The sequence below is a fragment of the Leptospiraceae bacterium genome, from assembly GCA_025059995.1.
In the GTDB taxonomy this organism is placed as follows: Bacteria; Spirochaetota; Leptospiria; order Leptospirales; family Leptonemataceae; genus SKYB61.
The window spans coordinates 91,224-115,652 of sequence record JANXCF010000005.1 but is presented as its reverse complement, the minus strand read 5'-3'; the positions used below and the strand labels follow the sequence as shown (position 1 = coordinate 115,652).

At 32.4% G+C, this 24,429-nt stretch carries 23 protein-coding genes; 15 read left to right on the top strand and 8 right to left on the bottom strand.

Features of this window, described 5'->3' with window-relative positions; all coding sequences use genetic code 11:
• Nucleotides 1–47 precede the first annotated feature (47 nt).
• A complete protein-coding gene (locus tag NZ853_08275) occupies nucleotides 48–683 on the top strand; it encodes a 4Fe-4S binding protein (GenBank protein MCS7205680.1) in 636 nt (211 codons plus the stop codon).
• Here the strand turns inward: NZ853_08275 and NZ853_08270 are convergent, their stop codons facing one another.
• From NZ853_08270 to NZ853_08255, 4 genes are read right to left on the bottom strand one after another with little or no spacing between them, the layout of a single operon-like run.
• Entirely contained in the window at nucleotides 684–1,610 is a 927-nt protein-coding gene (locus NZ853_08270; protein ID MCS7205679.1) for a hypothetical protein, read from the bottom strand. It lies immediately after the preceding gene.
• A 5-nt stretch (nucleotides 1,611–1,615) separates the two neighbouring features.
• Nucleotides 1,616–2,368: a 3-deoxy-manno-octulosonate cytidylyltransferase gene (kdsB, locus tag NZ853_08265; protein ID MCS7205678.1), complete on the bottom strand. Its 753-nt coding sequence runs from the start codon at nucleotides 2,366–2,368 to the stop codon at nucleotides 1,616–1,618.
• Nucleotides 2,369–2,378: 10 nt separating this feature from the next.
• Entirely contained in the window at nucleotides 2,379–3,194 is an 816-nt protein-coding gene (folP, locus tag NZ853_08260) for a dihydropteroate synthase (GenBank protein ID MCS7205677.1), read from the bottom strand.
• Between the two features lie 9 nt (nucleotides 3,195–3,203).
• A complete protein-coding gene (locus NZ853_08255) occupies nucleotides 3,204–4,775 on the bottom strand; it encodes a tetratricopeptide repeat protein (GenBank protein ID MCS7205676.1) in 1,572 nt (523 codons plus the stop codon).
• 56 nt (nucleotides 4,776–4,831) lie between these two features.
• On the opposite strand from NZ853_08255, the gene NZ853_08250 reads away from it, so the two are divergent.
• Genes NZ853_08250 through NZ853_08215 form a run of 8 tightly spaced genes read left to right on the top strand, consistent with a single transcriptional unit; the run spans nucleotide 4,832 to nucleotide 12,040 of the window.
• On the top strand, nucleotides 4,832–5,569 hold the full coding sequence (locus NZ853_08250; protein ID MCS7205675.1) for an ABC transporter ATP-binding protein: 738 nt from the start codon (nucleotides 4,832–4,834) through the stop codon (nucleotides 5,567–5,569).
• On the top strand, nucleotides 5,562–6,293 hold the full coding sequence (locus NZ853_08245; protein ID MCS7205674.1) for an ABC transporter permease: 732 nt from the start codon (nucleotides 5,562–5,564) through the stop codon (nucleotides 6,291–6,293). The genes NZ853_08250 and NZ853_08245 overlap by 8 nt, the downstream gene beginning before the upstream one ends.
• Before the next feature lie 21 nt (nucleotides 6,294–6,314).
• Nucleotides 6,315–8,171, top strand: a complete 1,857-nt coding sequence (locus NZ853_08240; protein ID MCS7205673.1) for a GldG family protein — start codon at nucleotides 6,315–6,317, stop codon at nucleotides 8,169–8,171.
• Nucleotides 8,168–9,133 carry a hypothetical protein gene (locus NZ853_08235; protein ID MCS7205672.1) on the top strand — a complete coding sequence of 322 codons (966 nt, stop codon included), beginning with the start codon at nucleotides 8,168–8,170 and terminating at the stop codon, nucleotides 9,131–9,133. Before NZ853_08240 ends, NZ853_08235 begins: the two co-directional genes overlap by 4 nt.
• Nucleotides 9,130–9,648: an LPS assembly lipoprotein LptE gene (gene lptE, locus NZ853_08230; protein ID MCS7205671.1), complete on the top strand. Its 519-nt coding sequence runs from the start codon at nucleotides 9,130–9,132 to the stop codon at nucleotides 9,646–9,648. The genes NZ853_08235 and lptE overlap by 4 nt, the downstream gene beginning before the upstream one ends.
• A 23-nt stretch (nucleotides 9,649–9,671) precedes the next feature.
• Nucleotides 9,672–10,775: a dihydroorotase gene (gene pyrC / locus NZ853_08225; protein MCS7205670.1), complete on the top strand. Its 1,104-nt coding sequence runs from the start codon at nucleotides 9,672–9,674 to the stop codon at nucleotides 10,773–10,775.
• A complete protein-coding gene (locus tag NZ853_08220; protein ID MCS7205669.1) occupies nucleotides 10,747–11,235 on the top strand; it encodes a phosphoribosyltransferase domain-containing protein in 489 nt (162 codons plus the stop codon). The genes pyrC and NZ853_08220 overlap by 29 nt, the downstream gene beginning before the upstream one ends.
• 4 nt (nucleotides 11,236–11,239) lie before the next feature.
• Nucleotides 11,240–12,040 carry a hydroxymethylpyrimidine/phosphomethylpyrimidine kinase gene (locus NZ853_08215; GenBank protein MCS7205668.1) on the top strand — a complete coding sequence of 267 codons (801 nt, stop codon included), beginning with the start codon at nucleotides 11,240–11,242 and terminating at the stop codon, nucleotides 12,038–12,040.
• Here NZ853_08215 and NZ853_08210 read toward each other — a convergent pair.
• A complete protein-coding gene (locus NZ853_08210; protein ID MCS7205667.1) occupies nucleotides 12,035–13,744 on the bottom strand; it encodes a hypothetical protein in 1,710 nt (569 codons plus the stop codon). The two genes, NZ853_08215 and NZ853_08210, sit on opposite strands and share 6 nt — an antisense overlap.
• Between NZ853_08210 and NZ853_08205 the strand changes: the two genes are divergently transcribed.
• On the top strand, nucleotides 13,743–14,579 hold the full coding sequence (locus tag NZ853_08205) for an endonuclease/exonuclease/phosphatase family protein (GenBank protein MCS7205666.1): 837 nt from the start codon (nucleotides 13,743–13,745) through the stop codon (nucleotides 14,577–14,579). The two genes, NZ853_08210 and NZ853_08205, sit on opposite strands and share 2 nt — an antisense overlap.
• On the opposite strand, the gene NZ853_08200 is transcribed toward NZ853_08205, so the two are convergent.
• Nucleotides 14,572–15,204 (bottom strand): hypothetical protein, encoded by a 633-nt coding sequence (locus tag NZ853_08200; protein ID MCS7205665.1) that lies wholly within the window; start codon nucleotides 15,202–15,204, stop codon nucleotides 14,572–14,574. The genes NZ853_08205 and NZ853_08200 overlap by 8 nt on opposite strands.
• A 179-nt stretch (nucleotides 15,205–15,383) precedes the next feature.
• Here NZ853_08200 and recN point away from each other — a divergent pair, with 179 nt between their 5' ends.
• The 4 genes from recN (at nucleotide 15,384) to NZ853_08180 (ending at nucleotide 21,175) form a co-directional block, all read left to right on the top strand.
• Nucleotides 15,384–17,102, top strand: a complete 1,719-nt coding sequence (gene recN, locus NZ853_08195) for a DNA repair protein RecN (GenBank protein MCS7205664.1) — start codon at nucleotides 15,384–15,386, stop codon at nucleotides 17,100–17,102.
• A gap of 84 nt (nucleotides 17,103–17,186) precedes the next feature.
• Nucleotides 17,187–17,720: a helix-turn-helix domain-containing protein gene (locus NZ853_08190; GenBank protein MCS7205663.1), complete on the top strand. Its 534-nt coding sequence runs from the start codon at nucleotides 17,187–17,189 to the stop codon at nucleotides 17,718–17,720.
• Between the two features lie 239 nt (nucleotides 17,721–17,959).
• Nucleotides 17,960–19,123 carry a methionine adenosyltransferase gene (gene metK / locus NZ853_08185; protein ID MCS7205662.1) on the top strand — a complete coding sequence of 388 codons (1,164 nt, stop codon included), beginning with the start codon at nucleotides 17,960–17,962 and terminating at the stop codon, nucleotides 19,121–19,123.
• Between the two features lie 183 nt (nucleotides 19,124–19,306).
• Entirely contained in the window at nucleotides 19,307–21,175 is a 1,869-nt protein-coding gene (locus NZ853_08180; GenBank protein MCS7205661.1) for a cache domain-containing protein, read from the top strand.
• A gap of 111 nt (nucleotides 21,176–21,286) precedes the next feature.
• Here the strand turns inward: NZ853_08180 and NZ853_08175 are convergent, their stop codons facing one another.
• Both NZ853_08175 and NZ853_08170 read right to left on the bottom strand, forming a co-directional pair.
• Nucleotides 21,287–22,483: a GAF domain-containing protein gene (locus tag NZ853_08175; GenBank protein MCS7205660.1), complete on the bottom strand. Its 1,197-nt coding sequence runs from the start codon at nucleotides 22,481–22,483 to the stop codon at nucleotides 21,287–21,289.
• Nucleotides 22,484–22,529: 46 nt separating this feature from the next.
• Nucleotides 22,530–23,036 (bottom strand): hypothetical protein, encoded by a 507-nt coding sequence (locus tag NZ853_08170; protein MCS7205659.1) that lies wholly within the window; start codon nucleotides 23,034–23,036, stop codon nucleotides 22,530–22,532.
• Between the two features lie 85 nt (nucleotides 23,037–23,121).
• On the opposite strand from NZ853_08170, the gene NZ853_08165 reads away from it, so the two are divergent.
• The gene (locus NZ853_08165; GenBank protein ID MCS7205658.1) at nucleotides 23,122–24,429 is read left to right on the top strand and encodes a TolC family protein; all 1,308 of its coding nucleotides are present in this window, start codon (nucleotides 23,122–23,124) and stop codon (nucleotides 24,427–24,429) included.

The window sequence follows — 24,429 nt, the reverse complement described above, 5'->3', positions numbered from 1 at the left end:
GGATATTCTCATTGTCATAAGATTAGTCCTAAATTTATTGAAATTCAGTGGATAGAAAAGAGTTTTTCAAAAACGGATTCAAAGAATTAGTTAAAGAATTTTATCAAACACCTATAGGAAGTTTTATTGATTCTCAACTTCAATCAATCGTCAATGCCCTCGAACCTTTAGCTTTCTACACAATTCAGGAACAAGACCAAGAAAAACAAAAAGAAAAAAAGAAAACATTGTTCATACGACCTCCCGGAGCTGTATCTGATCCAAAGACCTTTCTTTCCTTGTGCACAAGCTGTGGAGATTGTATTATTTCCTGTAAAAACTACGCCATATTCCGTATTCCAGAGATTGAAGGTCCTGTGATGAATCCGAATTACAAAGCATGCCTTTTATGCGAGGATTATCCTTGTATTTCTGCATGTGATACAAAAGCTCTCAGACCCTTAGAAGAAGGAGCACTTCCCTATTTTGGCTTTGCCAAAGTGAAAGAAGAAAAATGCCTGAATTTCCCATTGAAAAACACAAAAAAGAGAAAACTGAATTGTAATTTGTGTTATGAACATTGTCCTATTGAAGATGCGATATCGTTAAAAAATAAAGTTCCTGAAATTCAGTCAAGCTGTGTGGGTTGTGGAATTTGCAAGAGTAAATGTCCTACGAATGCTTTTGAAATTGTTTTGGAATGATTAGCCTTCGTATTTTTTTCTCAATAATTGAAATTGATTGATTTTGAGTTGCGCAATACGCTTTAGTTCTCGTATCTCTTGTAAGTGATTTCTTAATTCTTTGTCGAATAAACTTCGTTCTTCCATTTTTCGCAAAGAATCTCTTAAAAAAATTAAATCCTCTTCTCGAGCTATTCGTTTTTGTAGAAGTAACTTCTTCAAAATATCAAATTCTAATTTCCTCAAATGGACCCGTATCAAAAAGTTAACCCCGAATTTTTGGACAGCCAATCCCCAATTCCCTGATAAATTCATTCTGGATAATTCTTGGTATTCTTCGGTATCGACTGCTCTTCTTTTGGGAGTTTCAACTGAAATGGTAGTTTCTTCTCTTTGGATTTTCTTTTCTTGGAACTCATCTTCTTCTTTAGGTAGATATTGTTTTAACTTTACAAAACGATAAGTATCCTGGTATTCCTCCGGTTTTTCTTTGATAATACGAATAAACTGATCCAACATGATGCAAACATTGAGAACCTTCCCTAAGTTAGAGTTATTATATTGTTTGATGTAGGGTATCATTTCTCGAATGATCGTATCTGCTGAGGCTTTTTTTTGTTTTTCCATTTCGTAGAGGATTTCTAATTTCTTGTTGAACTCTCTCAGTAAAGACTCTATGATTTCTAATTCACTTACCACATATCCGTAAATTCCGGGAATACGTAAAATAGGGTCAGGCTCAACGATATGTAATATAAAAATAAAATTGGTTTCACTCAAGATTTTCAAAAAGTACAAGGTCTGATCTTCTGAATCGGTGAGATCCATAAAATATCTTCTATATATAATGTCCGATGTTGGTATGGGTTCTTCGTAAATTTGTTTATTGATATCTCGGATTCTATCGCGAATTTGAATTAGCGTCGAAAACAAATCCCGGCTTGGCATATGAGTTATTTAAGCTTATTTGATTTTCTGAATATCTCTGTGATTAGTTTTAAATCTTCTGGCGTATCAACTCCTGGCAATGAGTCATCAGTAATATAAACTCCAATGTTGTAATCATTCTCTAAAACTCGTAGTTGCTCTAAAGATTCCACTTCTTCAAAGACAGAACGAGGAAGTGTCGTAAAATGAAGTAAAAAATCCCTATCATAAGCATAAATCCCCAAGTGTAAATAAACAGTATGGTGAAGGTTATTTCTTGGAAAAGGGATCAACGACCTCGAAAAATACAGAGCTCTTCGTTTTTTTGTGATTACTGCCTTCACACGATTGGGTTGCAGTGGGTCTTCGTTTTCTTTGAAGGGTCGAACGGCAGTTGCAACTTCCCATTCTGGGTGTTGAAGTTTTTCTAAAATAACCCCATCAATCAGACTTGGTTCAATCCCCGGTTCATCACCTTGAACATTGACAACAATTTCATACTCAGGAAATAGATTCGCAACCTCTGCTACTCGATCTGTCCCACTTTTATGTTCTTCACTAGTGATGATACATTCCGCACCAAAACCTTTTACTACTTCTCTGACTCGTTCATCTTCTGTTGCAATGATAATTTGATCCACCATCTTTGCTGACCTTACAGCTTCGTATACATACTGAATCATGGGAAGACTTCCAATCTTCTGAATGACCTTGCCGGGAAATCTCGTAGAAGCGTATCGAGCAGGTATTACTGCTAAGACCTTTTTTTGTTTTTCCATAAATCACTCCTCAAATCTGAATGTGTTTTAACACCTTGATAGCATCTCGTAAGGCTTTAGGTTGATGTGTGCGAATCCAATCAATATTTTTCGATAAAAGAGCGATTTCACAAGCCAAAGTCGCATAATCTCGATCTTTGGGATTTTCAATTCCTGCTGCAACTCCCAAAAAAGACTTTCGAGAAACAGAAACATAAATGGCTTTTTTATAACGTTTTTTGAGTTCAGGAAGTAGATTGATCATACGAAATGAATGTAAATAATCTTTCCCTAAAAAAAACCCCATACCTGGATCCAACAAAATCCGATCTTCGGAAATTCCATGAGAAAGAAACTGTTCTATTTTTTTATCAAAAAATTGTATCATTTGTTGCCACAACTTATCAAATTCTATCTCATAAGTTGGATCAGCTTTACCAGGATTGTTTGAAACTTGATGCATCACTATGCATTTTGTTTCTGTATCTTTTAGTAAAGAAAAGATTTCGGGATGAGAAAACCCTGTAATATCATTAATAAAATCAACATGATATTCTAAACAAAATCTTTGGGTTTCAAATCGCCAAGTATCTACCGAAATGGGAATTTGATTTTTCTTTGCTATTTCCAAGATGGGTTGGAGTCTTCTGATTTCTTCTTCGATGGGAACGTCTTTTCCTTTGGGATTGCTAGACACTGCTCCGACATCCACGACATCTGCACCTTGTTGAAGTAAATCCCACATCTTTTCTTCCGCCTTTTCTAAAGAAAGATACTCCCCTCCATCAGAAAAAGAATCTTCAGTGATGTTTAATATCCCTGCAATTTTTATGTTCCAATTCCACATGAGGATTTTTTATAAACTGAGGATATTGGTGTTAGTTTCAATCAATTTTTGCCATTTTTCATCTTTTGAGATCAGTTCTTGATAAAGAGGAAGTTCTTTTAGAATTATCTTATAATCTGAGTTTGACGAAATCACCTTTTGAAGTAATTCATAACCCTCATTGTAGGATCTTGCTTCTAAAAAAGATAATGCTTTGAGGAATAAAAATAAATTTTTCTCATTGAATGAATTCAGCTGATTTTCAATTGGAATAAGAATCTCATAAGCTTTTGTATAGTTTTCAATTTTTGTAAATCCCAATGCCAAAATCAGTTCTTTATGGAATTGAGATTTAAAAAATTCTTTTTCCAAAAAAGTCAAAGGTTGGGTCAAATAAAAATTGTATTCATTCCAAAAAACAGAACCCACTTCATTCTTAAAAATTCCTTCGAAGTTGGAGTTGTTCAAAAAGTTCAAAAGAACTTGTAGCCGATTTCTATCATTTCGAAATTCCATGATCAAAACAAGATAAAATTGATTTATATATCTTGACCAACGAGGAAGATTAGGATATTGATAAAAATCATTTATAAATAAGTTATATAAATTTTCATAATCTTTATTATAAAATGCTTCCATCATTCGATAGAGGTAAACTTTCTCATCCCTCTCATCAAAAGAAACATACGTAAATACTCTTTCTTTGATTAACTTTAACATGGCTTGTAGAACCTCATAATTTCTTTCTTTTTGAAAGTGAAAGTTAAGTTTATCGATATGATTTAAAATTTCTTCTACTTTTGAGAAATTTTCTAATCCCATGAAAACAGACGCACGTATCAAAAGTAGATTATAGTAATTACGAGATTTTTTGTTTTCGATGTTTATTTGGGATTTGTTTAAATATTCTATGCTTTTTTCTAAATCCCCTTTTTGATAATGATACATTCCTACTTGGTAGTTGGCATACCAATTTTCTGGATAATAGCGAATTACTTTTACAAAAACTCTGTGTGATTCTTCTATATCGTTAGCTTCTTTGAACAAATTCCCTGCTTTCATCAAAAACTCTATTTTTGGATTAAGATCATATAAACTTTCGTAAAGGTAAGCTGCTTTTCGAAATTCATTTTGTTCTTCCCATTCCTTTGCTTGATTTAATTTTTCTTGGATTTCGTTGGAGTTTTTATCTTTCTTTTGTTCTGCTATGTTTACGTATTTTTCAACTTCTTTGTTGTATTTGAAACTCAAAAAAGATTTTCCAACTTGATAAATGTTGTTCCAATCTTGGAGGAATTTATAATAATTAAAAGCCTTCCAGTAAGCTTGTTCTTTTAGGTCTGGTGAGCATGAGGTTTTCGTTGCTTGAACAAAATACTCAACGGCTTTTTGTTTTTGATTGAGCTTTTCGTAGGTAATCCCTAAGTAGTAATACCCCTCACAACGTTGAGGATTTTTTTGTATTTCTTTTTGAAAATGTTTGATGGCTTCATTGTAGTTCTGGGTGGCTATGGCTTTTTTTCCATAGATGATGTTTTCTGATTGCGTGTAAAGAGGAAAGATTACAATCAAATGGACGAAAATTTGAAACAAAATCTTCATAAAATTCTCGCCAAAAAGAATTGACGTAAAACATCGAATTTTGATTTCATTCCCTTGTGTCAATCACATTGATTGAAGTTAGCAAACTCAAAAAACAATACGAAAACAAAGTTGTTTTAAATTCTATCAACTTCACAATCCAAAAAAATGAAGTATTAGGAATTTTAGGACTCAATGGTGCTGGGAAAACAACCCTTTTAAAAATCTTGGCAGGCATACTTCCCCCTACTGAAGGAGAAATCTATCTCAATGGCAAATTGGTTTATTCTTCTTTTGACTCACAAAATAATTATGACTTTCTCAATTACAAAAATATCATCAAGATTGGATACCTTCCCGAGTTCGTGACATTATATCCAGAGCTCACAGTCAAAGATTTTTTGTATTTCATCATGACCATAAAAAATATCCCCAAAGATAAACAAAAAGAAGAGTATGAATACATCATTCGAAAAGCCCACTTAGAAGGTTATCAATCCGTTTTCATAAAACATTTATCACAAGGGTATCAAAAACGAACTGGGATTGCCCAAACCATAGCAGGGAATCCTGACTTCATCATTTTAGACGAACCCATAACGGGATTGGATCCAAAGCAAATCATTGAGATCCGAAACCTCATCCGAGAGCTGGTCAAAGAACATACAATCATTTTATCCAGTCATATTTTATCCGAAGTAGCACAAACCTGTGATCGGGTCTATATCCTACACAAAAACACTTTCGTGAAAGAAGTCACGAAAGAAGAAATGCCAAACATAGAAAAAATCTTTATGGAGGCTACCAATGCTTGATCGTTTCCAAGCCATCCTCAAAAAAGAATTATTAGTTTTACCCCTTTCTACCATTCCTTTGGTTTCGATTGGGATTTTGAGTTTTTCCGTTGGACTCATTTCCATCATGCTTCTTCTATCGCGGGGACTTACTTATGATAGTGCTTCCTATGTGCTAATTCATTTTTTTTATATTCTCAGCTTATTTACAGGTATGTTCTTAGCCGTGCCCTCTATCATTTATGAAAAGCGCTACAAAATGTTAGATTTCCTGTTTATTTATCCTGTTACTGAAACAGAATTTATCACAGCCAAGATTGTTTTTTATACCCTACTGAATTGGATTGTGATTAGTATCTTGTTTTTTGTTTATGCCTTCTTTTTTCTTCGAACTCCTTTGTATGTGATTTTCCCCACAATTTTGGGATTTTTGTTTTTGTCGTATTATGCCTCTTCGATCGGAGTTTTTGCTTCTACTCTTGTCAACAGCATTACTGGTTCTTTGATTTTAGCAGGATTTATTTTACTTTTGATTGATATTGGGGGATTTTTATCAGGTTTGTTTCCTTCTCCCGCTAAAGAAATCTTTTCGTATTTTCATGCCATTGTTCAGTTTCTTCCTTTAACAAAGGGAATCATCACCCTTAAGGGTTTATTTTTCTTTTTTAGTATCGGCTTGTTCTTTCACTATCTGAGTATTTTGATTTTACAATTCTATAAAACCAAAGGAGTCAAAGATTCCTAAATTTTCCAAAAGGAGCAAACCATGAAAAAATATACAATCGGACTTTTAGGCGCTTTTATCCATTTGATTGGAATTATTTTTTTGAGTTCTGTTTTGTATTTGCTTCCCCAAAACCCTTGGGGTTATTTGGTTTTGGCAATAGCAATGATTTTTCTGGGGTATGATTGGTGGCAAATCCTAACGGAAAAACAAAACCTAACCGAAAAGATTTCTTGGAAATGGTTAGCTATTTTTGATGTCGTAGTATTACTTCTATTTTTGATTATCTGGTTCATTGAAGTTCCAGCACTAAAAGGTGAAGACAAAACCTTCTGGAATAATCTAAAAAACTTTTTTATCTTTTTGTTTTTGCTGGGTTTGTTTATCAATTTTGTTTATCGAAACTACATTGGCTTTTATCTTTATAACTTGATTTATCAAAAAGCGAATATCCAAATCCAATTTCGTAAATCCTTGAACCAAGTGGTTTTTTTGATTGTGATTTTGGTTTTAATCAACATTCTTTTGGTGAAGTGGGAAATTACGTGGGATATTACCCCGGGGTATTATTCAATAAGTAGCAAATCCAAAGAAATTATCCGAAACATAAAAGGACAAAACATCAAAATCTTTGTATTTCTTCCTGACCAGCAAATGGTCGTTTCGAAAAGGGATACCACAACAGCAGAACTATTTAATTTTTCAGAAGAACTCCGAATTTTGTTTCAAGAAATTCCCAAAATCAACCCCGAAATCCAAGTTGAAATTTACAACGCAGATTTGATAGAAAGCAACCACCAAGTTTTTGGAAATGTATCCAATGGAACCATCATGATTCGCAACTACAAAAGCGAATTAACTACCCTTCCTTATTTAGAAAGAAGGTTTTATGTTTTTACTGAGTCTGACATGGAAAACTTAGAACAAAACTTGATTCGGTCTCTACTTCAAGTAGCAAGTGAACCCATCAAGGTTTACTTCTCAACGGCTCTGGGAGAACGTTTTACAAGTCCTCATAAAAAACCCTTTCAGATTGACCTTTTTGTGGATGTGCTCAAAGTCTATAACTTTGAAATTTATGAATGGAATGAAAACTCAGGCTTTCCAAGAAGTATACCTGAAAATGCCCAAATCTTAGTTTTTGCTGGAGCTCAATTTCCCTTTCCAGAAGAACTAAAAACAACGTTAATAGATTACATTTCCAACAAAAAGGGGAAAGTTCTTATCTTAGCTGACTCATCAGGTAAAGAAAATTATGATTGGTTGTTCCAAGCTTTTTCAAACTTTTATCGCTATGAAAAAGTTCCCTTACATCAATTAGAAGGAAATCCTCAACTTCTCTATACGGATCAAATAAGCATCATAGACCTTACCCAAAATATCAAAACTTTCGATAAACCCAAGTTTTTGCTTCATGGTGGAGGATACCTCAAAAAACGAATCACCGAAGAATCATCACAACATAAAGACTATATTACAAAAGAATTCCTATTCACCACTTACACAACTTGGGTAGACGTAAATCGAAATGGTAAAAAAGACAACCTCCAAGAAGAAGAAAACAATCGATTCCCATTAGGAGTCTTGATTTACAAAGAAGACTCAAAAATTGTTTTCTACTCTGATGTAGAATGGATTACCAATCGATATTTGTCGCAGAATATCTATAATTTAAATCTCCAATTGATGACTGATACGTTGTTTTATTTGGGGAATCGAATGGAAGTGCCCGGTATCTTAGAAGAAAGGCGCGAAAAACAAAGTATTTTACTTGAAGACACCACTAAAACCCAAATCTTAGTGTTTGGGATAATCATCATTCCGTTGTCGATGATGGGCTCTGTTGGATTCCTAATTTTTCTTTACAACAAAAGACACAGACCTATCGAAAACCTATGAGTAGAAATAATGATAATGACAACCAACTTATAATCATGACGCTTACTGCTACAACGATAATTTTGATGGCAGTAGTATTGAACATGAATTCTAAGAAAAACTGTGATTCTCAAAAAACATCTTATTTGGTTTTAACGAAAACTCCCTTCGAAGTTCGTATTCGAAAACAAAGAAAAGAATATTACTTGGATATAAAAAAAGATCAAATCCAAAGGTCCTATGTTGCATCTTCTTATATTGTGAATTTTTTTCAAAAAGTTGTTCCTCTGTGTTCGGATATAATTTATGATATTTCGAAAGAATACTTTACTGAATCTTTTTGTTTTGAAGCCGATGATTATTCCATTTGCAGAGGAAAAACCCTACAAAAAGGATATCCTGTTGCCATAAAAAAGAACAATGAATTTTCATCAAGAATGTTCATTCTCGATACTTACCCTTGGTCCCGCATCGAAGAGGCTTTGAAAGAAGACAACGAAAAAAAAATCCAAGAAATTGAAAGCTGGATTGATACCAAAATCTTTTTCTTACCCGAAAAATCCTATGTAAAAAGAATCAAAATCATTGATCAGGATCAAAAGCAGTTTTTTTTAATTCGGGGTCCCAAAAATGAGTGGATTCTTCAAAATCGTAATGTTTCTTCTTCGACAGCCGTTAGTTTTGTCAATAGTGTGATTACTTTAAGACAATTAGTGGATTTAAATCAACTTCAAGACATACAAATACCTGATAAGCCATACTGGACGATCGAATTTGATTTAGGGTTTGATGAATGGAAATTTTCTCTTTTTGTTCGAAGTAAGTTTCAAGCAGAATTATACGTAGATGAAGAAAAACAAGTTTATGTCATTAAGTTTGATGGTCAAGTATACCCCATTTCGAAAGACTATTTTGATGCCATGAAAAGTAACTTTGAACTTCTACTGAAAGAATTCGAATCACCCAAAGAACAAAAAGAGTGAAGTTTCATTTCTCTTTCTTTTTGATTTTTGTTTTTTTCATTCAGTGCCAAACGTATCACAAAGAATTGAAGGTTTATCCCGAGGATTTACGTTCCATCTACATCGAAAATTTTTCGAATTTTACCTTTGAGCCCTACGTTCATCAAGAATTTTACGATATTCTTCTTCAGAAGCTCCATAGGAGAAATACCCTCAAAGTAGTCAAAAACTATAACGAAGCAAGCTACTTTTTGAAAGGAATGGTCACACTATTTCGAAGAGAGGTGCTCTTATATCGAGATGATTTTACTCCTTCTTATTACAAAATTGATGTGGTGGTAGAAATCAGAATTTCCAATCGGCAATCCCAAATCCAACAATATGAAATTTACGAAACTTTACGATATTCTACTTATGATCCCATGAGGGATAATGACTTTTTAACAAGGAATCGTATTTATGAAAGGTTGAGTCATAAAATCCTACAAACCACCGAACAAGTAATCCTTTCAGACCTCAAAGGGAAAATCCCATAAAAACATGAAAAACACGAAAAAATATGAAAAGCACAAAAATTCTATTCAAACTTCCTAAGGCTGATGATTTTCATTTACATCTTCGCGATGGAATTTATTTAAAACACACAGTTCCCTATACAGCAAAATCCTATGCGAGAGCTGTCATCATGCCAAACATAAAACCACCGGTAACATCTATTGTCTTAGCAAAGAATTATCGTGAACGGATTATACAAAACGTCCCCTCAGACACAACGTTCGAACCCTTGATGACGTTATACTTAAATCCTCAAGTGAAACTCCAGGAAATCCAAGAAATCCCTCATCACCCAGAGATTATAGGGATCAAACTTTATCCATCAGGAGCTACCACCCATTCCGAAGAAGGAGTCGAAACCATAGAGGATTTTTATCCTTATTTTGAGTTCATGGAAAAGTATCATGTTCCTTTGATGATCCATGCAGAAGTAGTTGATCCCGATGTTGACATATTTGACCGAGAGAAGGTTTTCATCGACCGACATTTGATAAAAATTCGAGAGAGCTTCCCAGAACTAAAAATCACCTTTGAGCACGTCTCAACAAGAGAAGCCGTGGATTTTGTTAACGCATATCGCAACACAGCAGCCACCATCACCCCACAACATTTACTCCTTACAAGAAATGAACTTTTGGTTGGTGGGATTCGTCCTCATCATTATTGTTTACCTGTTGTGAAAACCAAAGAGGACCAAAAAGCAATCTTAGAACAAATCGTAAAACAAAATCCAAAGTTTTTTGCTGGCACAGATAGCGCTCCTCACCCAAAGCAAAAGAAAGAAAGCCATCGAGGACCAGCAGGAATTTTCACTTCTCCTATTTCGATTGAACTATATTTTTTTGCTTTTTTTTCTTACATAAAAAATCAATCTTTAGATATAACAGTTCTCGAAGACCTCATGCAAAATTTTTTGTGTCGGTTTGGATCTGAGTATTATGGACTACCTATTAATCAAAATAAGGAACTATATCTCGTAGAAGAAGAATTTGTCATACCTGATAGTTATCCTTTTGGAGATGAAGAAGTTGTTCCCCTTTGGGCTGGAGAAAAGCTTCCATGGAAAATATACACAAAAGATGAGTTCGAAAAGTACCATAAGATTTGAAATTGATTTCACTTACCAAGATTTTCTTTTGGTAGCAAACAAAGGATACTTAATCATAAAAGAAATTTTAGAAAAGAATCCGAATTACTACGCAGGAATTTTGTGTCCATTGCGAGGTGGATTTTATTTTAGTGATTTTCTTTCACGAAAGTTAAATCTGAAGCTCTTTTTTCTTTCAATCACATCATATGGAAATACGAAGACTCAAAAAGATTTTCAAATTGATTTCTACCCAGAACTTCAAGCAAAACAACGATATTTGATTTGTGATGACATCATTGCAACAGGAAATACAATTCGCAAAATCCTTAGCTTATATCCTAACGTCGAATTCGAAACGATCGCTCTATTCAAACATAAAGATAGAAAGTATGATTTTAAGCATTACGCTATAAGGGAAGTTCCTTCTTTTGTGTGGGTTAATTTCTTCTGGGAAACTTACGATAAGCTTTCTTTTTGAGATTATGAATGTTTGTTTGACGATTGCTGGAATTGATAATCTTGGATTTTCTGGAGTTTATGCGGATTTAAGGACGTTTCATGCTTTGGGTTGTTATGGTGTGGCTGCTATTACTGCTTTAACCATTCAAACTCATGATCAAGTGATGGAAATCAAACCCACATCAGAAGAATTCCTCAAGAAACAGATCCAAGCTGCTTTCAATGTATGGAAGATTGATGCCATCAAGATTGGGATGATTTATTCTCTTTCTCATATTTACGCCATAAATGATCTTCTATTAGCAAATTCTCTTTCTTTTCCCTGCGCTTGTGTGTTGGATCCAATCATAAAGTCATCATCTGGAAAAGAACTTTTAGAACCCAGAGCTCAAAAAGAAATCACGAAATTATTCCCCCACGTGAAATTAATAACCCCAAATCTACCTGAGATATTATTTTTTCTCAAAAAAGACGAAGAACCTCAAAACATAAACGAACTCAAAAAATTAGTAGAAGAATTCTACCTTCGATATCAGGTTCCTGTTCTTCTAAAAGGAGGACATTTTAATAGCAATATAGCATATGACGTTTTTTTTGATGGTGATCAGATTTATACTTTCGAAAAAGAAAAAATCCCAAAATCAAATATACGTGGAACCGGTTGTGCTTTGAGTTCTGCTATCACGGCTTATCTTGCTCAAAATATGAGTTTATTAGAAGCCATCAAAAATGCAAAAGAATACATCAATCTTCAAATCCAAAACGCTCAAGCATTACCAAACACGGAATATCATTTTCTTTTACATAGACCGGATTTTTCATGAAATCAGTTTTTTCTTTTCTTCGATAAAATCCGCTAAAACCAACTTCCCTAAATCTTTAGGATGAGGGTAAAAAATCCTTCCTTTTGAACTTCGAGCAAAATCATAAATAAAGGACCTACCTTCGAAAAAGTGAAGATTCCATTCATTGGTCAACAAAAAGGTATTAATAATGATACCTTCTTCTCTACATGCAATAGCTTCTTTAATGGCAAAATCAAAATCCGCTGGTGATGGAGGATAATTGATATGCAAAACAGAACCTTCGAAATGAGCGGTTGGAACGCCATCAGTGATTAGAATAATTTGCTTGTTTTTGGTTTGTTTGTTACTCAAGAGTCTACGGGATAGTGCTAGTCCCTTTTGCAGGTTGGTAAAATACTCAGGTATGCCTCGATAATCGCCTGGTTTTCTTTTAGACAAATCAAAACGAAGTCGAATGTAGGGATCAAAAAGTGTCACTGGATAGGGTTGTAATTTAGGAACTTGAGAAATCGTATACGTCTTCGCAAAAGTTCCAAAACCCACGATATGAAGGGTATCTTCTTTGAATTCTTCTCGGATTAGACTTTCTAATGCTAAAATCACTTTTTTTGCATAGAAAAATCGATCTACTCGAAACATGGATCCAGACATATCCAGAAGAATCACAATACTACTTTTTGCCATCCCTCGACTCTTAAACACTTCTAAATCAAGAAATGTAGGTTTAGGTTGTCTTGTTCGAATCAAAGCATTCAAAATACTATTTGGAAAATCCACATTTGTGAAGTTATCCCCCATTTGGTATTCTCTTGTTGAGGGAATGACTTGTTCGTTATCTCCTTCTTCTTTGGAATAGAAACTTCCTCCAAGAGAATCTGATTTCATGTGCTTGAAGATTTCCTCCAGGCTTTTTCTTCCAATACGCCTAAGACTTTGAGGTGAGAATTCATACTTTCCTTCTTCGTTCTTGACAATCCTTCCTTGTTTTTCTAATAATTCCGTTATGTGCTTGTATATTTCTTCTCTTCTTTGTAAAAACTCTTGGTAGGATTCCGGACCAAGGAATCTTTTAAGTTTCTCTAAATCAAAGTTATAAATGTCCCCATCTTTTAACGATTGTTTGAGCTGCTCAATGAACTTTTCAAGTTCTTCTAACTGATGGAGTAATTTGATGGCTTCATTTCTTTTTATGCCTTGGTTACCACGAAAGCGATATTTTTTCATTCCTTCTAAGATGTAATTGTAATCTTCTATGTCTCTTAGCAATTGACTGAGTTCTTTATAGAGTTCCTTGCTTTCTCGACTACTTACATTCAATAAGGACCACTTCATTTGTTGGAGTTGATCGTAAGAACGTTCTTTAATCGCTTTTTGAAGTTGTGAGAGAAAGTCATTGTCTTTTTGGAATTTATGGTAGGTTTCGGAATAGTGGTTTTGTAAATCTTTTTCTGTTTCTTCCAGTGCGGGACGTAAATCAAACTTTTCTTGGATTTCTTGAATTTGATTTTGTAGCTTTTCGATGAATTCTTGTAATAAATCCTCTATGCCACCTTGCTTTAAAAACAAATTCACAGGTAATCCTTTCTGAAGGAGTTCTCTTAAGGCTTCTTCTAATTGGATGTCATACCTCATCACCAAATCAGATAGCAGTGACATTAATTGATCGATTGTCCATTTTTCATTGTCTTCAGGTTGATACGGAATATAGCGGTAAACAATCATGCTTCGTGTCCTTACGTATAATATTCATAAAGCCATCGGAAACGATGGGAAATTCTCTCTTAGTAGAATCATAGAAATTTTGAAAAATAGTCAAGCTGATATTATTTGTTTGCAAGAGGTGGATTATCTGGTTCCTCGTTCTTCTTATGAAGACCTAGCACTTCGCATCGCAGAAGGATTAAACTATCACTATGAACTCGGACTTAACGTTTACCTTAAAAAAGGCGCATATGGAAATGCTATCTTCAGTCGTTTCCCTATCCTACATTCAGAAAATTTAAACATCACGTGGGGAATCAAAAAAAGAAGGGGATGCCTCATGAGTAAAATTTTGGTTCCTGAGGAGTTGTTAAAAAATGATTTAAATTTTGCTCAGTATAAAAAAGAAGAAAGCCAAAAAACTTCTCCTATTTCTACAACTGTAATTGGTGTTTTGAATTTGCATTTGGGATTAGCAAATTTTGAACGCCTGTGGCAAGTAGAAAAGATTCTTTCTTCTGCATTTTTAGAAATCACAAAAAACATCCCCCTAATCATAGCTGGTGACACAAACGATCGCTTGCAACATGTAGATCGTATTTTCAATGCTCATGGTTTCTGGGACTCAAGTTATCTATTCAAAAAAGAACATCCAAAAAAAAGAAAAAGATATGAATTTTATACCTTTCCTTCTTACACTCCTTTGATAAGAATCGACAAAGTCTTTGTCAATGAATTCTGGTTCGTAATAGATCATAAAGTTATCAAAGACAAACTAACAAAAATAGCTTCTGATCACTTACCTGTTTATGTAGATTTGAAACTTCAAGAAAAACAAAATCATTCTTCTAAATAAACTTCTTCAAGAGGCTTCGCAACTCTTCAATGTTTCTTGAGGTGAAAGAACCCTTGTTCATTTTTTGGATGAGAAAAACATCTTTTGCTATATGATTTTCTGTTTCTACATCGAAGTCCAAGATATTCAAATCTGACAAATAAAAAATCTGTGTAATAGAATAGATAATTCCTACACGATCTGGAGTCTTAATCGAAACTTTTAAGACTGTATTCCCTTTATCTAAAACTTCAATTTCAATTTCAGTTGAGGGATTAGGAACGAGACTTTCCATTAATTTTTGTGTTTTTTCAGGATACTTGGAAAGGTAATCTCCAATAGTAATTTGACGATTTAAAAGAGATTCTAAGTCTTTCTCCATAGCTTCTATCATAGAAGGTTTTATTTGGTCAGAAGTGATTGATGATGTTGGCTCAATGGTAATGACATCTTCGATAAAATCATTTTTGTTTTGAATCTTTGCGGAGAGGATACTCCATCCATACACATAAAGAACAACAGAAATTTTATATAAGACTCCTGGTTCATCCTGAAAATCACTAATAATCAACTTGGCTTTTTTGATTTGTTTTCCTTCAAACTCAATAGGTTCGAACAGCACTTTGCAACTTTTACTTAAAATCATCTTTACCTCCAATCAAAATCTTGCAAAATATTTACCTGAATTTTTTTCAGCAATAAACTATCATTTTGCTTATTTTTTGAACATTTTTAATCTTCTTTATTACACAAAAAACCTTAAAAGAAAAATCAAAAATACTAAAAAATGATTGCTTAATTTTTGTTTAGTTTTAATTTGGTAGTATGTTAGTAGAACTTCGTATTGAGAACTTCGGAATTATTGAGGAATTGAAATTTCGTCCAGGGAAAGGTTTAAATATCATCACGGGTGAAACAGGTTCAGGAAAGTCATTGATAATCCAAGCATTGGGGGTTGTTTTGGGTGAAAGAGCTGGATCGGCTTTTGTAAGGAATGGCGCAAATCGTGCCATTGTAGAAGCTGTTTTTGATTTATCAAAACGTGAAGCAAAAAGAAAAGAAATCCATTCTTTGCTCGAAGGATACCACATCCCCTCGAATGGTGAACTATTAGCCTTAAAAAGGGAAATCACTATAGATGGAAAACCCAAAGCCTACATTAACAATACACTTGTTTCTGTTCAAATCCTAAAAGAAATTGGTTCACGATTAGTGGAGATTCATGGGCAGTATGAAAACCAAAGACTGATGGATCCCAACTATCATTTAGACTATTTGGATACTTTTGGTGGCTTGGATGTTTTAAGAAATAAAGTTTCTGAGTTATACAAACAATGGACAGAACTTAAAAAAAAACTGAAAGTCGTTTCGATGAAAGAAGAAGAAAAAAGATTCCGCAAAGATTATCTACTTTACGCCATCCAAGAAATTGAAACCTTTTCCCCAAAAGAGAATGAATTCGAAGAACTACAAAAAGAAAAACTAAAAATCCTCAATGCAGGAAAGCTATACGAAGACTTTCAATTTGTTTATTATACACTACAAGAAAGTGATTCATCCCTTTTGTCTAATCTTCAAAAAATCAAAAAAATTTTCGAAAAGAACCAATCGATCGATGGTGAGATTACTGAATATTATGATATGCTTAACGAATGTATTTACAACATTGAAAGTATTATTAACTTTGTTCGAGAAAAAAAGGCTACTTTAAATTATTCACCTGAAAGATTAGAAGACATTGAAGAACGCTTGGATGGTTATAGAAAACTTTTCAAAAAATACGGTTCCTCCACAAAAGAGGTTCTGCAAAAGAAAGCAGAATTTCAAAAAGAACTCCATTCAATCGAAATGAGTGATGAAGAAAAAGAACTTCTACGTTCCAAAATCCAAGTAATCGAAGAAGAGTTGAGAGAAATGTCGGATGAACTATCGAAAAAAAGAAAAGAAGTGATCCCTGTTTTAGAAGAAAAACTCAAAGAAGGACTCGAACAATTAGGAATGAAAGGCGCAAGAATTCAAGTTTCTTTTCTATATGAAGGTAATGAAGATAATTCCAAGTTTACAGAAAAAGGTTTTGATCAAATTGAATTCTTATTCTGCGCTAATGAGGGAGAAATACTATTACCTTTACGAAAAGTAGCATCTGGTGGTGAGTTTTCTCGAATTGCATTGATTATGAAATCTCTATTGATTGATCAAAATGGTCCTCTTTGTGTGATATTTGATGAGATTGATTCAGGTGTGGGCGGTGAGACTGCCTACACTTTGGGGAAAAAACTAAAAGAAATTTCCCGAAATGACCAAGTGATTGCAATCACTCATCTACATCAAGTGGCAAGCATGGCGAACCGACATTATCGAATCTATAAAATCAACAAAAACTCGAGAACGTTCACATACATAGAACGCTTGATTGGAGAGAATCGTCTAAAAGAATTAGCAAGAATGTTAGGAGGGAGTGAACCTATTGTTCTCGAACATGCAAGAGAAATTTTACAAAAATCCCAATCCCAATCTCAAAAAGAAGAATCACTTTTGGTATAAATATGAAAAAATTTTAATTATACAGCATTCTTGATTTCAATATTTGAAACTAAAAAGAAATTTTTTGCGCTAATATTGTTCTAAATGGAAATTCCACTGATACATTCTTTTCTTTCATTAGAAGATTTATTTATGGAACATGATATTGAAGATTTGAAAAAACAACTTCGTTCTCCACAACAAAGAAATGAACTTTTTAATTTATTCATGAATGTAGGCGATATTATCAAAACCTATAGACAAAAAAGAAATATTAAACTACATGATTTATCATCAAAAATCCAACAAAAACATGGAGAAATTATTCATCCAACAATACTATCACGTTATGAAAATAAAAAACTTGAAATCAAAAATACACATTTAGCTTATATATTTGATGTTTTAGAAATTTATCTTGATGATCTTTTTCCTGAGAAGATCGTTCTAGTGAACTTAAAAGAATATGTTACAAACATAAAATTTCAATATTTAGTTTCAGAATTGCGAAGTTTCTTTACAGATGATGAAATTAGAAATTTTATTATAAAACACTTAGAAATGATATTACATTGTAGCTGGAGAGCGATAGATATATATTCGAAATCAAAGGATTTTAAAGAAGTATCAGAAGAATAAAGCTTTATAAGGCAGTATTACTCAATCTAAAGAAAAAAATATGATGTTTATATTTATACAAAATTTTTTTGTTTTGACATCAATCCTATGTTTGAAAATTTTTTTTCTTACTTAAATAAAATTACATTACTTCTCCTCAATTAACTTAAAAGAGACAGTTGGATATTACACAACTATCATTCTATTGACGATAAAGATTGAATAAAAAACTTTGATATTATTTTGTTTGGGAGAAAAGAATGCAAAAAAATTTTTTGTTTACTTCCGAGTCTGTTTCTGAAGGTCATCCGGATAAAATTTGCGATCAAATTTCTGATGCTATATTAGATGCATTCATTCATCAAGACCCTTATAGTCGTGTTGCTTGTGAGACCTTAGTTACCACTAACTTCGTATGCATAGCAGGTGAAATTTCTTCTTTAGCAAATGTTGATGTCGAAAAAGTTGCAAGAGAAGTTATCAAAAAAATTGGATATGATGATCCTGAAATTGGTTTTGATTACAAAAGTGCTGAGGTTTTGGTTAAACTTCACGCTCAATCACCTGATATTGCTCAAGGTGTTACAGGGCAAGGTTTATACAAGGGAGAACAGGGAGCAGGGGATCAAGGGATGATGTTCGGATTTGCAATCAATGAAACCGAAAACTATATGCCCTTACCCATTGAGCTCGCTCATAAACTTGTAAAGTATTTAGCAGAGCTTCGACACAATGGCACATTAAAAGATATACTTCCAGACTCAAAAAGTCAAGTAACAGTAGAATATCGTGATGGTAAACCATATCGTGTCGATACTGTGGTTCTCTCTACACAACATAGACCTCATTTGGAACATAAACAAATTGAAGAAATGATCATAGAAGAAGTAATCAAGAAAGTCATCCCTTCCCATTTTTTAAAAAACACACGATATTTAATTAATCCCACAGGTAGATTCGTGATAGGCGGACCGCATGGGGATACAGGTTTGACAGGGAGAAAGATCATTGTTGATACTTATGGTGGATATAGTAGACACGGTGGTGGTGCTTTTTCTGGCAAAGATCCATCAAAAGTAGATCGTAGTGCTGCTTACATGGCACGTTATATTGCAAAAAACATAGTTGCCGCTGGGCTCGCAGATAGATGTGAAGTTCAAATCTCCTATGCAATTGGATACCCTGAACCAACTTCTGTTTTAATTGATACGTTCGGAACTAATAAAGTTGACGAAGAGAAAATCTCAAAAAGAGTAAAAGAAATCTTTCGATTAACCCCAAGAGGTATCGAAGAATCCTTAGAACTCCGTTCGAAAGAAAGAAAATACATACAAACTGCAACTTATGGACACTTCGGGAGAAATGAACCTACTTTTTCTTGGGAAAGATTAGACAAAATAGAGCTTCTTAAAGAATTACTATAACAATAAATAATCATTATCATTTCAGAAAAACATTGACTTAGCATTTTTATCAGAATATCCGAATATAACTGTATGAGATTAAAATTATCATTTTTTGCAAAGATTCTTATTATTTTTTTTATAATTTTTACCCTGATTTTGGTTTTTTTTCGTTTCGTAATATTTGAAGAGTTTAAACAAAACATGTTTGATCAAATCATCACTTCATTAAAAGAAAAAGTGACGTTATCTCATCAAATGATAGAGAGAATTTATCAACAATACGAAAAAGGTGAGATCACACAAAGTGAAGCTAAAAAATTAGCCATTAACCTCATCTCAAGGCTTGAGTCATCTAAAAACGAATATTTTTTTATTTTTGATGATGAATATTTGATGATTTACCATATAAATCCCAAACTTCAAGGAACTAATGTAAAAGAATTAACTGATATTAATGGTAAAAAACTAATCCAAGAAATGCTAAAGCAAACTCAAGAAAAAAATGAAGCATTAGTGGATTATTACTGGAATAAACCCCAAAGCGAGATTATAGCTCATAAATTTACTTATGCCAAAAGGTTTGAACCATGGAAATGGAATATTGCAACAGGAGTATATGTCGACGATGTGGAAGAACGATTTAAGGAATATACAAATAAAATGTATTTGAACTTAATTATTATTTTTATATTAAGTTTAGTAGCATTTTATATTTTTATAACTTTCATAAGAAAAAACTTGAAGATCGTAGAGAAAATTCAAGAAAACCTTGAAAAGGGAATATTCATACTCCCAAAAATGAAAGTCTCTAATGATGAAATTGGTTTACTCCAAAATTCAATAATAAAAGCTACTGAACATATTTCTAAGTTATTTGATCGTATTATGCCATCATCCATAATGGTTGAAAATGTATCTTATGATTTAAAATGCTTATCAAATGAATTAAAAGAAAGCATTCAAAATCAACATCAACATTTTGAACAAATTAGTGCTTCTATTGAAGAAACTTCTGTGACAATAAATGAAATAGCAAAAATCATCCAAGAAACAAGTCGAGATTCTTCTGATGCTATGAATTTAGTAAACAATACCATAGCTATGTTGAATGAGACATCGAAAACAATTAATAAAATCTTTAACTTATTCGAAGATTTAAATCATCAGTTTGATAACATTCAGAAGAATTCTCAAAACGTCGAAGATATATTAAAAATCATCCAAGAAATTGCAAACCAAACAAATTTGATTGCACTGAACGCCTCTATTGAAGCTGCAAAGTCAGGAGAAAAGGGAAGTAGATTTTCGGTTATTGCAGAGGAAATCAGAAAGCTATCACAAAACTCAAAAGAGTCATCCCAACAAATAGCCCAAACCATTAAAGATATCACAAACAGTATTATTAATTTTCGTGATCAAATCCACAATTTTGGCAATGATATTATTCAAACAAAATCTAATTTTGATAAATTCAATCAAATCCTACAAAAGCTGATTACTTCATTTCAAAATATAAATCTAAAAATCTCACATTTTGCTTCTTCATTAGAAGAACTAAATGTAGCATCAAAAGATATCACCAAAAACGTAGAGATCAATCTTTCAGAATCAGAAAAAATTTTAAAACTTTCAGAAAAATCAAAAGAACTAAATCTAAAACTCACTGAAGCTTTAGACGATTTCAGAGAAGCTACAAAAGGAATAAAAACAGCTAACTATAATAAATATATCTTTGATTTAGCAAAAACAGATCATATCATCTTTAAAGATAAAGTGGAAAATTTCATTGATGGCTCAATTCAAATGTCGGAACATCAACTATCTGATTATACTCAGTGTAGATTTGGTAAATGGTACTATGGAGATGACAGCACTTCCTATCGACATCTGAAAGAATTTTCTGAAATTGAAGAACCTCACAAAAACTTTCATAATCTTTGCAAAGAAATTTATCACCACGTAAAAAGAAAGGAAATTTCAAAAGCAAGAGAATTGTTTAACCAAGTAGAAAGTGAATCAAAAAAAGTGATTGAATATCTAGATAAACTGAAGTCCTATAATTTTGAATAGAACTAATATTACTGTGTAACTAAAGCAGCCGTTTTCATCCACGAGAAAATCATTTTAGAAAAGAAAGCGAATTTTTTTCTTTATCATCTCAATAAACTGTTATTTAAAAGACTACCTTACTAAATAATAAGCAACAATATGACTTCCATTTTCTAAATTGATTTGTGTGGATTCAGAAAAAAGAAATTTATCTTTTTGTTCTTTATAAACCTCCTCACTTACGATAATTTGGTTGTATTTGCATTTTCTTTGCATGAGGTTTAAAAGCCTTATAGTCTGACCGTAGCGCATCCAGTTTTTTCTCTTTTCACTTCCGATAATACCGAAAAATGTTTTTCCATACTTGATTGAAATTTGAAAGGTAAAAGGTTTTAAAAACATCTCTTGGCGTTTTTGATTCACAGAAAATATGATTTCTTTTATTTTTAGTGCTGATAGTAATACATTGTAAGAATCCTTGTAAATTGCAAGGATTTTATCTTCAAGAAATTGTTCTATGTCACCGCCGTGTTCCAAAATAACATCTATAACAGGTGCATAATAACTTTGTATAGTTTCATAAATCTTTTGAATGGGAAAAACTTCACTAAAAGGTAGAATTCCATTTATATTTAACAACAAATAATAGTTTTCTTCTATGTCAAAAGAAATCTTTTTTTTGCGTTTGTCCTGGTTTTGATATTTTAATATAGTTTGAGGCACATAGGTTTTTACTAATTCTTCTAATGTTTGAATCTTTTTTAAATTTTCAATCATTAATTCATTTGTTCTTATTAGCTTTACAATCGAATATTGATATTCACTTTCGAATTGATACTTCAAAATTACCATCGATAGAATTGATGCTAATTGCTTTAAAAATTCTATGAGTTGTTCATTTTTTTCTTCACCATCTTTTATATACAAAAACAAAACTCCTAACAATTGCTCGTTTTGAACAATGGGGACGTTATAGTGACCATGTGGTAGCATACCTTCTGGTCGATTTTCGTGATCATCATCAATATGAGCTTTGTATAAGACTTCTCGTAATTCTGCTGCTTTTCCACATAAACATTGTCCTATGGCAACTCTACCACACATTTTTACTAAACTATCAGATACATTTTTATAGGAAATTAACCTTAATTCCCCTTCATGATAGATCATAAAACCAGCTTTTTTTTCTACGTTAATACCTTCTATTTCTAATAAATAGTCTAAGACTTTATCGATAAATGTTTTTAAATCAGCAGTTTCTAAAGAAAGCTTGATAACTTCAAAAAAAATTCTGATATATTCATTAGATACAGTCAATAGATTTGACATAAACATATGATAATAAATTTAAATTTTGTGTCAATTGGATTATCTTTTATTCTGATTTAAAAACATCGTGAAAAAAATAACCAACAAAATCACTTCGACCCAGCATTCCAGACTTTCTGTAAATAGAAAGGCTTTGATTTCGCAGAGTCTTTATACTTTTGTTCATAACTCCTGATATTTGTTTAAATGAATATCCTAAAAGTAAATACCGAGCTAATTTTTTTTCTTCTTCTGTAAGTCCCCACGCTTGAAATTGCTCTTCGATTTCTTTGCGTATCTTCAATAATGAACTTTTATATTTCTTTTTGTATGTTTTGACTAAAAAATCCCTTTCTTGTATGAAAGTTTGAAATCTCATCCATTCCTTTTTTGAAAGAAATTTAAGCCAAACCATCAAACCAGAAATAAAAAATATTAAGACAGCTTCTAATGTTTGATGAAAATTCAAGTAACCATCAAAAAATATATGATACAGAATATCGTATATATTTACAGCAATAAGTAGAATTATCAAAATAGTTAACTTTTTTTGGATTTTTGTTTCATCAATCATAAACTACCTCAAGGACAAATGACCTATTGATAATTAATATCATATGAAATATAATTTCTTTAAATTCAATTCAATGTTGGAGAAAATGGTGAAAAAAACTTTGATAATATTTTTAACTTTCTTTTACTTAAAGGCAATAACATCACAAACTCCCTATTATAAAAAATACATAGAAATTCTCAATAAAGAAAACATAGATTTGAAAGTTCAAATGATTAGAAAACAAAAATCAGATCTTAATATAGAACAGAAGAAAAAAATGATAAGTCCATTCCAATTAGAACTTCAATATGAGACAGGAACTAAAAACTATCCTACAAATTTACTACAATTAGAAGAAGCATCATCTCAAAAGATCAAACACTATATTATTGGACTAAGCAAAGCCATCGATGTCTTATCAAAACAAAAAACTAAATACGAAATAGCCCAGTGGGAAAAAGAATTAGAAGATAATTATAGCTATTTAATGAAAAAACAAATTCTTTCAGAATTTCGACTTTCTTATTTTCGTTTGATTTACTTACAAAGAATTAAAGAACATCTTTCAAAACATATCAATCAGTTTGAACGCTTAAGTTCCAAATATCATAAGAATTATTTCGATAAAAAATTAGGAAATTACACAAGAATGGCACTGCAAATTGGAATTTCCAAGCTCAAATCAGAATACACAGAAGCAGAAAGTGAAATTCAAAAAGAATTATCATATATAAGACAACTTCTGAATTTCGATAATTATTTGATTTATGTTGACAAGATTGAAGACATCTCTCAACTTTTTCCCACAGAGTTAAACGAAAAAGAATTACAAAAAGACTACGAAGAGAGCCCCATCTATAAAGCAGAACTCATAAAACTCAAAATCAAGCAAAAAGAAAAAGAACTAGCCAAAAAAGAAGAATTTCATTCATTTGAAGTGTTTTTTCAATATGGCGAAAGGGAGACAGGGAACTATAAAAATCTTACTTTTGATCCTATAAATCCAGAAAAAGAAACAACCTATACTTTAGGTTTACGTATTCCCATCCCCTATGGGACCGAAAGTTCAATGAACAAATTTCTTATACAAAAAGAAGAGGAAATACAAGTTCTACAAATAGAGAAAACAAAAGTATTTCTCAAAAATCAAATACAATACTTAACACAAATATATAAAAATAATTATCAACTTTTTCAACAAAATATTCAAACTTTGTATCAATCCGAACCTTACCTAGAAATGTTAGATGATTCCCTTTTGAATCGCAGAATCTCTTTTTTTGAATACTGGGGAGAACACGAAAAATTCCATGACTTACTCCAACTTACTTTAAAGACTTTTGAAGTCATTGTAGAGTCCTTAAATCTCTTGGAGCTCTATACTGGTAAGAATTTATTTCAGGACATTTAA